The 14,730-nt window shown below is 38.8% G+C and carries 13 protein-coding genes; all 13 read right to left on the bottom strand.

Going from position 1 to position 14,730, the window contains the following annotated elements; all coding sequences use genetic code 11:
• Position 1: 1 nt before the first annotated feature.
• A complete protein-coding gene (cysS, locus tag ACR65M_RS08760; protein ID WP_341329610.1) occupies positions 2 to 1,399 on the bottom strand; it encodes a cysteine--tRNA ligase in 1,398 nt (465 codons plus the stop codon).
• Positions 1,380 to 2,048, bottom strand: a complete 669-nt coding sequence (gene epsC / locus ACR65M_RS08765; RefSeq protein ID WP_341329609.1) for a serine O-acetyltransferase EpsC — start codon at positions 2,046 to 2,048, stop codon at positions 1,380 to 1,382. Before epsC ends, cysS begins: the two co-directional genes overlap by 20 nt.
• Before the next feature lie 189 nt (positions 2,049 to 2,237).
• A complete protein-coding gene (locus tag ACR65M_RS08770) occupies positions 2,238 to 2,465 on the bottom strand; it encodes a hypothetical protein (protein ID WP_341329608.1) in 228 nt (75 codons plus the stop codon).
• A gap of 225 nt (positions 2,466 to 2,690) precedes the next feature.
• On the bottom strand, positions 2,691 to 4,148 hold the full coding sequence (gltX, locus tag ACR65M_RS08775; RefSeq protein WP_341329607.1) for a glutamate--tRNA ligase: 1,458 nt from the start codon (positions 4,146 to 4,148) through the stop codon (positions 2,691 to 2,693).
• Positions 4,149 to 4,216: 68 nt separating this feature from the next.
• Positions 4,217 to 4,699: a 2-C-methyl-D-erythritol 2,4-cyclodiphosphate synthase gene (gene ispF, locus ACR65M_RS08780; protein ID WP_341329606.1), complete on the bottom strand. Its 483-nt coding sequence runs from the start codon at positions 4,697 to 4,699 to the stop codon at positions 4,217 to 4,219.
• A 43-nt stretch (positions 4,700 to 4,742) separates the two neighbouring features.
• Complete coding sequence (gene ispD / locus ACR65M_RS08785; RefSeq protein WP_341329605.1) at positions 4,743 to 5,429, bottom strand: 2-C-methyl-D-erythritol 4-phosphate cytidylyltransferase; 687 nt, start codon at positions 5,427 to 5,429, stop codon at positions 4,743 to 4,745.
• Between the two features lie 34 nt (positions 5,430 to 5,463).
• Positions 5,464 to 6,555, bottom strand: a complete 1,092-nt coding sequence (locus ACR65M_RS08790; protein WP_121448819.1) for a PIN domain-containing protein — start codon at positions 6,553 to 6,555, stop codon at positions 5,464 to 5,466.
• Between the two features lie 275 nt (positions 6,556 to 6,830).
• The gene (gene radA, locus ACR65M_RS08795) at positions 6,831 to 8,198 is read right to left on the bottom strand and encodes a DNA repair protein RadA (RefSeq protein WP_341329604.1); all 1,368 of its coding nucleotides are present in this window, start codon (positions 8,196 to 8,198) and stop codon (positions 6,831 to 6,833) included.
• Positions 8,199 to 8,401: 203 nt separating this feature from the next.
• Positions 8,402 to 10,855 (bottom strand): ATP-dependent protease ATP-binding subunit ClpC, encoded by a 2,454-nt coding sequence (clpC, locus tag ACR65M_RS08800; RefSeq protein ID WP_341329603.1) that lies wholly within the window; start codon positions 10,853 to 10,855, stop codon positions 8,402 to 8,404.
• Entirely contained in the window at positions 10,852 to 11,949 is a 1,098-nt protein-coding gene (gene mcsB, locus ACR65M_RS08805) for a protein-arginine kinase McsB (protein ID WP_341329602.1), read from the bottom strand. Before mcsB ends, clpC begins: the two co-directional genes overlap by 4 nt.
• A 3-nt stretch (positions 11,950 to 11,952) precedes the next feature.
• Complete coding sequence (gene mcsA, locus ACR65M_RS08810) at positions 11,953 to 12,498, bottom strand: protein-arginine kinase activator protein McsA (protein ID WP_341329601.1); 546 nt, start codon at positions 12,496 to 12,498, stop codon at positions 11,953 to 11,955.
• A gap of 178 nt (positions 12,499 to 12,676) precedes the next feature.
• Positions 12,677 to 13,138 (bottom strand): CtsR family transcriptional regulator, encoded by a 462-nt coding sequence (locus ACR65M_RS08815; protein WP_121448823.1) that lies wholly within the window; start codon positions 13,136 to 13,138, stop codon positions 12,677 to 12,679.
• Positions 13,139 to 13,317: 179 nt separating this feature from the next.
• On the bottom strand, positions 13,318 to 14,019 hold the full coding sequence (locus ACR65M_RS08820) for an MgtC/SapB family protein (protein WP_341329600.1): 702 nt from the start codon (positions 14,017 to 14,019) through the stop codon (positions 13,318 to 13,320).
• Positions 14,020 to 14,730: the final 711 nt, after the last annotated feature.

Raw genomic sequence — 14,730 nt, forward strand, 5'->3', positions numbered from 1 at the left:
ATTATCCTCTTTTCCATCTTGTTCCTTGAGGAGTGTCTTCTAGAATAATATTCATTGCCTTTAATTGATCACGAATTTGATCGGATAAAGCAAAGTCGCGATCTTTTCGTGCTTGGTTTCGCTTTGCAATTAGTTCTTCGATTTCCTCATCAAGTAATTGTTCATCTTCTAATTTAAGACCTAGTGTATTAAATAATACCTCGAATTCTTGGATAAAGGCTTCGATTACCTTTTCTGCCGTGTTTTTTTCCTGCAAGTAATAATTAGCCTGTTTCGATAACTCAAACAATACAGATATTGCGTTTGCCGTATTAAAATCATCATCCATTGCTTCAATGAAATCATTGCGGAAAGCAGTGATTTTTTCTAGCCATGTATCATCATCATTTGTTAGATTCGTACTGCTTTGCAGACGATGCTTTAAGTTTGCGTAAGAAGTACGTAATCGTTCTAATGCATTTTTTGTGCTTTCTAGTAATTCAACACTATAGTTAATTGGGTGTCGATAATGGACAGACAGCATGAAAAAGCGTAATACCTGTGGGTCCACGTCTTTGATAATATCGTGAACCAATACAAAGTTTCCAAGAGACTTTGACATTTTTTCATTATCGATATTAATATAGCCGTTGTGCATCCAATAGTTTGCAAAGGTTTTTCCATTCACTGCCTCGGATTGTGCAATTTCATTTTCATGGTGTGGAAACGCTAAGTCTTGGCCACCTGCGTGAATATCAATTGTTTCACCTAAGTATCTTTTAGCCATTGCCGAGCACTCGATGTGCCAACCTGGGCGACCATTACCCCATGGACTTTCCCAATAAATCTCTCCAGGCTTCGCACTTTTCCATAAAACAAAGTCAAGGGCATCCTGCTTTTTATCCCCCACTTCAATTCTTGCACCCACGCGCAGTTCGTCAATGGATTGGTGAGAAAGCTTTCCATACTCCTTGAATTCCCTTGTACGATAGTAAACATCGCCTTCAGATTCATAGGCAAAACCTTTCTCGATGAGAGCTTGAATAAAATCAATAATAATATCCATATTCTCTGTAACCCTTGGATGAACATCCGCCTTTTTGCATCCTAATGCAGACACATCCTCAAAATAAGCACCGATAAAACGCTCCGCAATAGTTGGTACCTCTTCACCTAACTCATTTGCTGCTTTAATTAATTTATCATCAACGTCTGTAAAGTTGGATACATAATGAACATCGTAGCCTCTAAATTCAAAATAACGACGAACAGTATCAAATACAATGGCAGGACGTGCATTCCCAATATGGATATAATTATAAACAGTTGGACCGCACACATACATTTTTACCTTATTTTCTTCAAGTGGTTTAAACTCTTCCTTCTTCCGAGTTAGCGTATTATAAAGATGAATGGACATTATCCGTTGCTCCTTCCTTATGTTGGATTACCTCTTTTAGGCTTTCTATTTCTTTTTCTAGTTCTCTGATTTTATCTAAAACCGGATCTGGTAAATCACGGTGATTTAAATCCTTGCTATTTCTAACTTTGATACCATCCTGGATTACAACCCTACCAGGGATCCCGACAACAGTGGAATTCGGAGGAACATCTTGCAGAACAACTGAACCCGCTCCTACTTTTGAATTCTCTCCAATTGTAATCGATCCTAATACTTTGGCTCCTGTTGCGATCAGTGCATTGTCCTTAATCGTTGGATGCCGCTTTCCTTTTTCTTTCCCTGTTCCACCTAGGGTTACACCCTGAAACACTGTCACATTATCCCCAATTTCACAGGTCTCACCAATCACCACGCCCATCCCATGGTCAATGAAAAATCGGCGGCCAATTTTTGCACCAGGGTGAATTTCAATTCCTGTGAAAAAACGACTTATTTGCGAAACAGTTCTAGCTAAGAAAAACAACTTACGTTTATAAAGAAAATGTGCGACTCGGTGTGACCAAATTGCATGCAATCCGGAATAAGTCAGCATCACTTCAAAATGGGTTCTTGCAGCTGGGTCCTGTTCAAACACAACTTCGATATCCTCTTTCATTCGCTTAAACACAATCAACCCTCCTTATAAGAAAAGCGTAAGCGCCTTGCTCAGCCCCAACAGCACAAGACAAGCGCTGACAGAAGGTGCTCTTTGCCTTCAGAAGCGATTGGATTGTGACCTCGAGGGGCTAGGCGCTGAAGCTAGACAATACTTTTTCACCAAAATAAAAAGCGCCCCTGTGTAAAAACACAGAGACGCTTAATCGCGCGGTTCCACTCTGTTTAGGTAATCAATGGTGTCTATTACCTCAACTTCATCTCGTAACGGTGAGACTCCGCTTTTATCTACTACAGGAAGTTCAAAAAAGTCCGGTGAAAATGACACATCGAATTTCTTCGTTGGCTTGTTTTTCCGTTGCTCACGTATTAAACCCATACGCTCCGCTACCCAAAACTGCGCCGCCTTGAACTTCTTGGTCCTTTTCATCCTCCTTTTTGAACCACTATTATAAAAATGGTTCGATAAAAGACTCAAAGGTGCATTTCAATAAGCGTTTCCCATAAACCACTTTCAGCCGGTGATGGTTCTCTCTGTTCATATTTGCCCGAAACGTGCAAATACTTTAATGTCAATCACTTATTTACTCTCCTTATCAACACTTTTAGATTATATAATTGATTACCTATACTATATTACATTTTCAACAAGATGTTAACTAATTAAACTAATTAGGCGTGAAATTATTTTTTCTTTTCCTAGTAAATGAATTGCTTGTGGCAGATCAGGTCCATGAAGTTGACCTGTTGCAGCCGCACGAATTGGCATGAAAAGATTCTTACCTTTTTGTCCAGTTCCTTTTTGAACAGCTTTAATTGCCGCCTTAATTTCAGCAGCACCAAATGTTTCAAGACCTTCAACCTCTTGTAAAAACGCCTTTAAAACTTCAGGAACTGTTTCACCCGCAAGAACTTCCTTAGCATCCTCTTCAATCGTTAACTCATCTCTAAAGAAAAGCTCTGTTAATTCAACGATCTCGGCGCCGTAGCTCATTTTTTCTTGATGAAGTGCAATTAAATCTTGTGCCCATTGCTTGTCAACGTCACTTAATGGCTCATTCAATCTACCAGCTTTAATTAAGTGTGGCAATGATAGTTCCACTAAGCGATCTAGATCTATGTTTTTCATATATTGGTTGTTCATCCAAGTAAGCTTTTGTGTATCGAATACAGCAGGTGATTTTGAAAGACGTGCAGGATCAAAAATCTCAATAAATTCCTCTTTTGTATGAAGCTCTTCTTCTCCAATCGGTGACCACCCTAATAGAGTGATGAAGTTAAATAAAGCTTCAGGAAGATATCCGAGTTCTTCATACTGTTCAATAAATTGAATAATCGACTCATCACGCTTACTAAGCTTTTTACGGCTTTCATTTACAATCAATGTCATATGCCCAAAGGTTGGGATATTCCAATTAAATGCCTCATATACCACCATTTGCTTCGGTGTATTTGAAATATGGTCTTCTCCACGTAACACATGTGAAATTTCCATTAAGTGATCATCAATAACTACGGCAAAATTATAAGTAGGTGTTCCATCCTTTTTGACGATTACATAATCGCCCATGCCTTCAGATTCGAAAGAAATCTCACCTTTAACCATATCATGAAACGTGAATACCTTTCCTTCAGGAATGATGATACGAATACTTGGTTGTCTTCCTTCATTTTCTAAAGCTTGTTGCTGATCCTTGGTTAAGTGACGACATTTTCCCGAATAATGAGGTGTCTCGCCACGTTCTATTTGTTCTTCACGCTCTTTTTCAATTTCTTCTTCCGTACAATAGCATTTATAAGCGAGTCCTTTATCTAATAACTCTGTATAATATTTTTCATAAATCTCATTTCGCTCTGATTGACGGTATGGTCCATACTCACCACCAACATCGGGTCCTTCGTCCCAATCAACGCCAAGCCACTTTAAATATTTCAGCTGACTCTCTTCTCCGCCTTCAATATTTCGCTTCTTATCTGTATCTTCAATACGGATAATAAATTTTCCATTTTGATTTCTAGCATAGAGATAATTAAATAAAGCCGTTCTTGCATTTCCAATATGTAAATGTCCTGTTGGACTTGGTGCATATCGCACTCGTACGTTATTTGACATTTATGTACCCTCCGTTACGACCTATGTATCATAGATATTTTAACACCACTTTTTTTACTGTCAAAGAATTAGTTATCTTCCTTTACCAATAGCACTGTAGCTTGTGCTGCAATTCCTTCACCACGGCCCGCGAATCCTAATTTCTCGGTTGTTGTGGCTTTTACATTCACCTGAGAAGGGTCTGCTTCTAACAATTCGGCAATTCGCCCTTTGATTTGTTCAATATACGGTGCCATTTTAGGTTTTTGAGCAATAATGGTACAATCGATATTTCCAAGCTTATAACCTTTTTTCCTCACCAGCTCCCACACATGCTGTTGAAGTTTTGCAGAATCAGCATCCTTAAAGTTCGGGTCTGTATCAGGAAAGTGCTTGCCTATGTCCCCTTCACCTATCGCACCAAGACAGGCATCAGATACCGTGTGTAACAATACATCTGCATCAGAATGGCCTAATAATCCCTTTTCATATGGGATTGTAATTCCACCTATAATTAACGGGCGTCCTTCAACCAATTGGTGAACATCAAAGCCCTGCCCAATACGAAACATGGGTTCTCCCCCTTTTTATTAAGTTGTTTACTCCAGGAATAATTTAGCTTTTCCAGTTTTGTAAAATCGCTTCAGCAAAAATTAAATCATCTGGAGTCGTAAGTTTAATATTTAAATAATCGCCTCTAACAATATAAACCTGTTTCGGAATTCTTTCAACGAGACTCGCTTCATCTGTACCGAGAAAGTCTTCTTTTCTAGCTAATTCATGTGCCTCTTGTAAGATAGAAACATGAAAAGCTTGTGGGGTTTGGATTGCCCACAAGCTAGAACGTTCAACTGTCTCTTCCACATATAAATCACTAGAGGCGCGTTTGATTGTATCCTTTACGGGAACTGCTAGGACCGCCGCTCCCTTTTCCACTGCCACACTTACTAACTCATGAACATGCTCATGTTTCAGAAAAGGTCTGGCCCCATCATGAACCAACACAATATCAGTATTTTTTGCTGCTAGTAAGCCATTATAGACACTATATTGTCGTTCACTGCCACCCTGGGTTAAAGAAACAACCTTTTGAATTCTATATGTTTGAAGCAATTCTTCAAAGGTTAGTTGTTCATCCTTGTTGATCACTAAGATGATTCCTGAACACATTGGATCCTGTTCAAAAACTCTTAATGTATGAATAATTACTGGTATTGATTGCAATTCGATGAATTGTTTATTCTTTCCCGCATTCATTCTCTTTCCTTGACCTGCAGCAGGAATTATAACCTGATAATTCACCACGTAGCGCCCCTATCGATGTTTAAGTATTCAATTATAAAGCTTTTTCAAGCAACTTTGGTTTTGCGAAAATCATTCGACCCGCTGATGTTTGTAAAACACTCGTTACAAGTACATCAATGCGTTTTCCGATATAATCGCGACCTTCTTCAACGACAATCATTGTGCCGTCATCTAAGTAAGCAACACCCTGATTATGTTCTTTTCCATCCTTAATGACCTGCACACTCAATTCTTCACCCGGTAACACAACTGGTTTCACAGCATTTGCTAAGTCATTAATGTTCAAAACTGCCACATTCTGAAGCTCACAAACCTTGTTAAGGTTAAAGTCATTTGTCACGACTACACCCATCGTTAATTTCGCAAGTTTCACTAACTTACTATCAACCTCTTGTATATCGTCAAAGTCACCTTCATAAATATCTACCTTAATTGATAGTTCTTTTTGAATTCGGTTTAAAATATCCAAACCTCTTCTCCCACGGTTTCGCTTTAACACGTCTGAAGAATCCGCAATATGCTGAAGTTCCTCTAAAACAAATCGTGGAATGACGATGGTTCCTTCAAGAAATCCCGTTTGGCAAATATCTGCAATACGTCCATCAATGATTACGCTTGTATCCAAAATTTTAAGTTTTTTGGCCTGTTGGTTAACTTCCTCGTCCTCTAAGCCCTTTTTCTTCCCAGCACGGTTAATAGAGAATAAGTTCACAAGCTCATCCCGCTTTTTGAAACCAACCTGGAATCCTAAGTATCCCAAAAGCAGGGTTATGAAAATAGGAAGCACTGCATTTACAACTGAAAATGTAATACGGTCCAATGGAATCACAATTAAAAACGCAACAATTAACCCCGAAATTAAACCTAGGCTTCCAAATAACACATCTGTAACAGGAGCTTTGATCAATGACTCTTCAAGCCATTTAATTAGACCTACGATATAATCTACTAACCAAAAAGTAATAATAAATAATATAATAGCACCTAAAATCGCAAGCGTATATGAGTTATTTAAGTATGGAATATTGTCGATATTTAACAGCTTAAGTAAATCAGGTAGATATACTATCCCAAGCATACCTCCGACGATTAGAAAAAATAGCTGCACAATACGTTTTAACATTCCTTCACCTCCTCCTATTCATTATAATCACTTTATAATAATTGAAACCTACAATAAATAGCTTTTTTCAAAATGTAAACAGAATGACATAGACGTGTAAACGATACCTATATATTATTTTTATATCCTTCTAAAATTATTACTGATCCTATAAAAAAATATTTAGCATAAGCTGCACATCAGGAAAGTGGTATGTCCATTTGTTCACACTTACTATACGTAAAAAGAAGCAAAGATGTTTCATTTTCACTCGATTTTTTATAGCACAATTTAAACTATCCTAGTGTATGTTGAATAGCCTGCCTAATATCACTTACGCCGATAACTTCAATGCCCTTTGGAATGGTCCATCCACCAAGATTACGTTCAGGAAGGATTACTCGCTTGAAACCAAGCTTTGCTGCTTCCTGGACCCGCTGCTCAATACGAGAAACTCTTCTTACCTCACCGGTTAGTCCAACCTCTCCTATAATAACGTCCGCCGGATTTGTAGCTTGATCTCTGAAACTTGAAGCAATACTTAAAGCAACAGCTAAGTCAATTGCTGGTTCATCTAATTTCACTCCACCCGCAACCTTCAAATAAGCATCTTGGTTTTGTAAAAGAAAACCAGCTCTTTTTTCTAATACTGCCATTAATAACGAAACCCGGTTATGGTCAATCCCAGTTGCCATTCGTCGTGGATTTCCAAAGCTAGTTGGTGAAATCAAAGCCTGAATTTCAACGAGAACGGGTCGTGTCCCTTCCATTGATGCAACAACCGTTGATCCTGCGGATCCTGCAGAACGCTCTTCCAGAAAAATTTCAGATGGATTTGCCACCTCTTCAAGGCCTGTTTCTTTCATCTCAAATATACCCATTTCATTGGTTGAACCAAAACGGTTTTTAACTGCACGTAAAATACGGTATGTATGATGACGTTCCCCTTCAAAGTAAAGAACAGTATCCACCATATGCTCCAACAAACGTGGGCCTGCAATATTTCCCTCTTTCGTAACATGACCAACGATAAAAATAGCAATCCCATTTGTTTTTGCTATTCGCATTAACTCTGCTGTACATTCACGTACCTGTGACACACTACCAGGAGCAGAGGCAATATCAGAGTGATAAATCGTCTGAATGGAGTCAATGACTACAAAAGAAGGTTTAAGCTCAGAAATTGTCTGGGAAATAAATTCGAGGTCCGTTTCCGCTAAGACATACAATTGATCAGAGGAAACACCTAGGCGATCAGATCGTAGCTTAGTTTGCTTGACCGATTCTTCTCCGGAAATATATAAAACCTTGTCTTGTTTGGCTAATTGAGAGGATACTTGTAGCAGTAATGTAGACTTTCCTATACCTGGGTCTCCCCCAATTAGGACAAGTGAACCCCTGACGATCCCGCCACCAAGTACGCGATTAAATTCTTTATTTTCTGTATACATTCTTGGTTCATTTTCTGACTCGATTGAAGTGATTGGTGAAGGCTTTCGCTGAACTGTGGGACTTGAATGAGTAAAAGCACCTTTTCTAGCTGGCTTATGCAAAGTTTCCTCGACTAATGAATTCCATGAACCACATCCGGGACATTTTCCCATCCATTTTGGTGTTTCATAGCCACAGGATTGACAGGTGAATTTCGTTTTTGTTTTTGCCATCGTCATTAATCCTTTCTTTATTAGAAGCACAAGGCGCCTCTAACCGGCGACAAGCAAAAGATAAGCGCTGAAAGAAGGACTTTTTTTCCTTTAGAAGCGATTAGCTTGTATCCTTGAGCCGTTGGTGCCTAGAGCTAAGCATTATTTAGAAAAAAGAGGTATACACAAACTAGATAATGTATACCTCTTTTACAAATTACATGTTATTTCACTGTTTCTTTAGTTTCTTCGACTTCTTTCGTTTGAATCACAAATTCTCCGTTATTGAAGTCCATTACAATTTTCTTTCCTTTTTCTATTTTACCGCGTAATAACTCTTCAGACAAACGGTCTTCAATTTGTTTTTGAATAGCACGACGTAATGGGCGTGCCCCATAATCAGGGTCATAACCTTCTTCAGCAATTCGGTCTTTTGCCGCTTCTGTTAACTCAAGCTCAAAGTCTTGCTCTTTTAGACGTTTCGTTAACTGATCTGACATGAGTGTTACAATTTCCTTCAGATGCTTCTTCTCTAGTGAATGGAAGACGATGATTTCGTCAATACGGTTAAGGAATTCTGGGCGGAACGCTTTCTTCAATTCCTCCATTACCTTATCCTTCATGTTTTTATAATCTTGTTTTTCACTTTCAAGGGCAAAGCCAACATATTTGTTACGCTTTAATGTGCTAGCTCCGACGTTTGAAGTCATAATTAAAATCGTATTTCTAAAATCAACGGTGCGCCCCTTTGAATCAGTCAAACGTCCATCCTCAAGCACTTGAAGTAAAATATTGAATACATCTGGATGTGCCTTTTCAATTTCATCCAGTAATATGACAGAGTATGGCTTTCTACGCACTTTTTCAGTTAATTGGCCGCCCTCTTCATAGCCGACATACCCTGGAGGTGAACCCACTAGTCTAGATGTGGAATGCTTCTCCATGTACTCAGACATATCTACACGAATCATCGCATCTTCATCACCGAAAATAGATTCAGCTAGAGCACGAGCCAGTTCTGTCTTACCTACACCCGTTGGACCAAGGAAAATAAATGAACCCGTTGGGCGCTTCGGATCTTTTAATCCTGCACGTGAACGTCTAACTGCCTTGGAAACAGCTTTAACCGCCTCTTCCTGACCGATTACTCGTGAGTGAAGGATTTCTTCCATATTTAATAATTTATCCGCTTCAGTTTGTGCTAGTCTAGATACAGGGACACCGGTCCAGCTTGATACGACCATTGCGATATCATCTACAGTAACCTCAGAGTTCTCTTGCCCCTGCTTTTCCTTCCAGTTTTTCTTCGTTTCTTCTAACTGTTCACGTAGACGTTGCTCGGAATCACGTAATGATGCAGCTTTTTCAAACTCTTGACTTTGAACCGCCGCATCCTTTTCCTTGCGAACCTCTTCAAGCTTTTGTTCAAGCTCCTTTAAATTTGGTGGTGCAGTATAGGAACGAAGACGAACTTTTGAACCAGCTTCATCAATCAAATCAATTGCTTTATCTGGTAGAAAACGGTCTGAAATATAGCGATCTGACAGTTTAACAGCCTGAATGATAGACTCATCTGAGATTGATACTCTATGATGCGCTTCATAACGGTCGCGTAATCCTTTTAAAATTAAAATAGATTCTTCGACAGTTGGTTCATCCACTTGAATTGGTTGGAAGCGTCGCTCTAGCGCGGCATCCTTTTCGATATACTTTCGGTATTCGTCTAATGTGGTAGCACCAATACATTGAAGTTCACCGCGAGCAAGTGATGGTTTTAGGATATTTGACGCGTCAATTGCTCCTTCTGCTCCACCTGCTCCGATTAGGGTATGAAGTTCATCTATAAATAGAATGATATTACCAGCTTGGCGTATTTCATCCATTACCTTTTTTAAGCGGTCTTCAAATTCCCCACGGTATTTTGTACCCGCAACCACGGTACCCATATCAAGGGTCATTACTCGCTTATCACGAAGCGTTTCTGGTACCTCATTATTGATAATTTGCTGGGCTAAACCTTCTGCAATTGCCGTTTTACCAACACCAGGCTCCCCGATTAGAACTGGGTTGTTTTTCGTACGACGGCTTAGTACCTCAATCACACGTTGAATTTCTTTACTACGGCCAATAACTGGATCTAGGCTGCCTTCTCTTGCAATCGCAGTTAAATCACGGGCTAAACTATCTAGGGTAGGTGTATTGGCATTTGTAGAACCTCCACCATGATGCCCCGATGATGACTCATTGCTTCCCAATAACTGTAGAACCTGCTGACGAGCTTTATTTAAGCTCACTCCTAAATTGTTTAATACCCGTGCAGCGACGCCTTCCCCTTCACGAATTAATCCCAGTAGAATATGCTCTGTACCTACATAAGAGTGACCAAGCTTCCGAGCCTCATCCATTGATAACTCGATTACCTTTTTCGCACGCGGAGTATAATGAATTGTCTGTGATCCCTCTTGACCACGGCCAATTAAAGCCTCGACCTCTTTTTGAATTTTTTCGGGACCTAATCCTAGTGCAAGTAAGGCCTTAGCAGCGATTCCTTCGCCTTCTCGAATAAGACCTAATAATACATGTTCAGTTCCAATATTGTTATGCCCTAATCGCACAGCTTCCTCTTGAGCTAAAGCCAATACCTTCTGTGCACGCTCAGTAAATCTGCCAAACATCATAACCCATCACCCTCCATGTCGGTAGTCTTATTATTTTCTAGCTTCAATCTTTCTCGAATGATAGACGCTCTTTTAACGTCTCTTTCATTTGGCCTTAATGCCCCACCAGCATATGATTGTAGGAATCCAGGTTGTGTTAAAACCATGAGTTCATTAAGGATACTTCTTGATATATCTTTTATATAGCCAAGATCTATACCTAATCGGACATCTGATAAACATTTAGCTGCTTCCTTCGATTCAATGATCCGACTATTAGCTAAAACCCCATAGGAACGGAATACTCGGTCCTCCAACTGAATATTAGAGGTTTTTACCAAAGCTTCTCGTGCAGAACGTTCTTGCGCAATCAACTGAGCAACAACACTCTCTAAATCTTCAACAATATCTTCTTCCGTCTTTCCAAGCGTAATTTGGTTTGAAATTTGAAAAATATTTCCTAACGCCTCACTGCCTTCACCATATATTCCTCTTACAACAAGGCCAAGTTGATTGATTGCCGGGATAATTCTACTCATTTGATGAGTTAAGATAAGTGCTGGCAGATGCATCATCACAGATGCACGTATCCCAGTCCCTACATTCGTCGGGCAGCTGGTTAAATAACCTCTTGTTTCATCAAACGCGTAATCGACATGCTCTTCAATCCAATCATCCAGGTTGTTTGCAACCCGTAAAGCTTCCGATAATTGTAACCCTGGGAATAAACATTGTATTCGAATATGGTCTTCTTCATTAATCATAATGCTAATTTCTTCATTTTCAGATAAAAGACAAGCTCCATACGTAGAGTCCTCAGCTAAATGTGGACTAATCAAATGTTTTTCAACAAGTACCCTCTTTTCAATTGGTTGGAGCTCCATCATTTTTAATAATTCCATTTCTCCAATTGAAGGAAAACTCTTCCCTGAAAAGCCCTTTTGGAAGACTTCCACAATTTGTTGAGCTTCTTCATTTGAATACACCGTTGAAAAGGGGACATTTTTCAAATTTCGAGCAAGCCTGATCCTTGAACTTAAGACAATATCCGAATCCGGCCCTTCTTGACTCATCCAAGAGCTTAAGGCTTGATTGATAAAATGTTCAAGTGACATTGATTATACCTCCCCCTCTTTGTAACCACCTAGCTTTTTCTCTAAAGCCCTTACGTGGTCACGAACTTCTGCAGCCTTTTCAAATTCCTCTAGGGAAATATACTCCTGCATCTTATGCTTTAATTGTTCAATCTCTTTCCGGATATGGAAGGAGCCTCCGATTCGTTTTGGTATTTTCCCTGTATGATGTGTATTACCACTATGCAGACGTTTTAAGATTGGGGTAAGTTGTTTTTCAAAGGTTGGATAGCAATGCGAGCAGCCAAACCGACCTACCTTTGCAAATTGTTGAAAAGTCATTTTACAGTTACTACATTGTAAAATCTCATTTTGTTGAAAAGCATTTTGCTTTGAACCTGCAAGTGGTTCAAATTGTAGAAGTCCTGCTAATAAGTTATCTATTGAAAAGCCAGATGTGCCTGGAAACATAAACATCTCACTTTTTTCTTGAGCACAATGTTCACATATATGAACCTCTGTCTTTTCACCGTTAATAATCTTTGTAAAATGTAATGTGGCAGGACGTTGATTGCATTCTTGGCATATCATGGTAAGCACCTTCCTACTTAATCAAATGCGCCTTGGCGTATTTGTGCCCGATTTTTTTAGGCCCACATGAAGTGGGTCACAAAGACGTTGCCACAGGATGTGGCGTTCTTAGTCTTTAATCCTATGCTCGAAAAATTACCTTTAAGAAATCGTGGCATTCGCCGGTGGCTTTAACTTATTATCTATACATGAGGGATGTTAGCATTGCCTTTAGCATGCGTGCTCTCAACTCATCCCGATGAGGAAGCTCAATAAACAAGACGGAACGATCAATTACACTTAGCATGATCTTCGCCTCTCTTTTCGAGATTACTTCCTCCTCAATTAAACGCAAAATGACATCTTCTGCACTCGTTTGAGAAATCCGTTTGTCTATAAGGCGAACGAGTTGATTAATCAACTGAGAATCATTATTCGTTTTTACCTTCATAATACGAATATAACCCCCACCACCTCGTTTACTTTCAACTAAATAGCCTCTCTCTAAAGTAAATCGTGTATTTATTACATAGTTAATTTGAGATGGGACACATTCAAATTTATCGGCAATCTCACTTCTTTTTATTTCAACAATAGCTCGATCACTTGTATCAAGAACACTTTTAAGATATTGTTCGATGATATCAGATATATTCCTCATTATGACCACACCTCACCTTGACTTTGACTATATTTGACTATAACTATAATATAAAATGACCGCACTAATTTTTCAACTGTTTCGCTTTTCAAATCGAACGTCAAAATTATTTAGGCAATCATTTTCAAGGCATTTACTATCCTATACTTTCCAAATTTAGTACCCCTCTAAACACCAAATCAGAAAATTTTTTGCACCATTTCTTGTTTTGACAATTCTTCATACAATCGCAAACGTTCGTTTTTACTTCCGACCTCAACATCAATCGTGTACTGGCAATTATTATTAATTTTATCCTTCGAGTACTTAATGTTAAAATCCCTTACCCGGTAACCATTATCTTTAAATAGTTGTAAGATTGCAGAAAATGATGAAATATCTTCATTGATAATGATATGAACAACTTTTCTTTTTCTGGATTTAAAGAAGAATTCCTCAAATCGATTAAGGAAAATTAGACTCAGTAAAACAACGATTGTTGTTAATATGGCAGGAGCATACATGCCTAATCCGATAATTAACCCAAGACCGGCAACCACCCAAATGGAGGCAGCAGTTGTTAACCCCCGAACCGTTGCATCCCTTACAAGAATAGTACCGGCACCCAAAAATCCAATACCACTTATCACATAGGAAGGAATCCGTGCTGGATCAAAACGTACGTTTGTACTCATTTCTAAATAAGGCTGGAACCCGTAAATTGACATTAACATCATTAAACAGGAGCCGACCCCAACTAGCAAATGGGTACGAAACCCAGCAGGGTGCTTATGTACCTCTCTTTCCAAGCCGACTAACCCGCATAATAACGCGGCTAAAAAAATCCGTATCGACATCGTTAAAAATTCTTCTGTTTGGAACGATGCAATAAAATCAATCATGTTACATCCTCCCTTTTTATGTATATGCAAAAACCTTTTATTAGGTATAGGTATTCGATAGGCAACCTAAATCCCCTTTTTTAAACAAGAAAAAATTTAGTGTTTTATAATTATACGATTCATCAATTAAATTATGATTTCTTAGGACCCATTTTTTTAGAATAGTAATTAATACTTATAACTATGACATTTTTATCATAAACAAACTGATATAAATTATTGATATTCATTAGTATGTAAAATTTAACATGGTTTATGGGGGGTAAGATTGAAAACGGGCGGTTATGGGGATTCTGTGAGATATATTGGTATAGTATGTTTAAAGTAAATCAAAAGAGGCTCATCCGTACTGTTGGTGTATCGTTTATATGCTGATTGCGATATACCATTTATCGTTTTGCGACCTGGTGATGTATCGTTTAGGCCGTTTGCGGTATAACAATTATCGTTTCTCAATATGGCGATATACCGAATAAGCCATTTGCGGTATAGCACTTATCGTTTTGCGATATGGCAATATACCGATTAAGCCATTTTCGTTATACTATTTGTTGTTTCTCGATATGTTGATATACCGTTTAGGCCGTTTGCGATATACCATTAATGTACCGGTTTCTTTACTATTTTTCTATGCACAAAAAAAGACCAACCATAACGGTTGATCTCTTAATTGCCTAGCGACGTCCTACTCTCACAGGGACAAAGTCCCAA

The sequence above is a fragment of the Ferdinandcohnia sp. SAFN-114 genome (genome assembly GCF_059415045.1).

What these genes read in the sequence shown, in the direction of transcription:
- ACR65M_RS08770 (WP_341329608.1), bottom strand. Translation starts at nt 2,465, where the DNA reads ATGAAAAGGACCAAGAAGTTCAAGGCGGCGCAGTTTTGGGTAGCGGAG.
- ACR65M_RS08820 (WP_341329600.1), bottom strand. Translation starts at nt 14,019, where the DNA reads ATGATTGATTTTATTGCATCGTTCCAAACAGAAGAATTTTTAACGATG.
- radA (WP_341329604.1), bottom strand. Translation starts at nt 8,198, where the DNA reads ATGGCAAAAACAAAAACGAAATTCACCTGTCAATCCTGTGGCTATGAA.
- ispF (WP_341329606.1), bottom strand. Translation starts at nt 4,699, where the DNA reads ATGTTTCGTATTGGGCAGGGCTTTGATGTTCACCAATTGGTTGAAGGA.
- mcsA (WP_341329601.1), bottom strand. Translation starts at nt 12,498, where the DNA reads ATGATATGCCAAGAATGCAATCAACGTCCTGCCACATTACATTTTACA.
- cysS (WP_341329610.1), bottom strand. Translation starts at nt 1,399, where the DNA reads ATGTCCATTCATCTTTATAATACGCTAACTCGGAAGAAGGAAGAGTTT.
- clpC (WP_341329603.1), bottom strand. Translation starts at nt 10,855, where the DNA reads ATGATGTTTGGCAGATTTACTGAGCGTGCACAGAAGGTATTGGCTTTA.
- ACR65M_RS08790 (WP_121448819.1), bottom strand. Translation starts at nt 6,555, where the DNA reads ATGTTAAAACGTATTGTGCAGCTATTTTTTCTAATCGTCGGAGGTATG.
- ACR65M_RS08815 (WP_121448823.1), bottom strand. Translation starts at nt 13,138, where the DNA reads ATGAGGAATATATCTGATATCATCGAACAATATCTTAAAAGTGTTCTT.
- mcsB (WP_341329602.1), bottom strand. Translation starts at nt 11,949, where the DNA reads ATGTCACTTGAACATTTTATCAATCAAGCCTTAAGCTCTTGGATGAGT.
- gltX (WP_341329607.1), bottom strand. Translation starts at nt 4,148, where the DNA reads ATGTCAAATAACGTACGAGTGCGATATGCACCAAGTCCAACAGGACAT.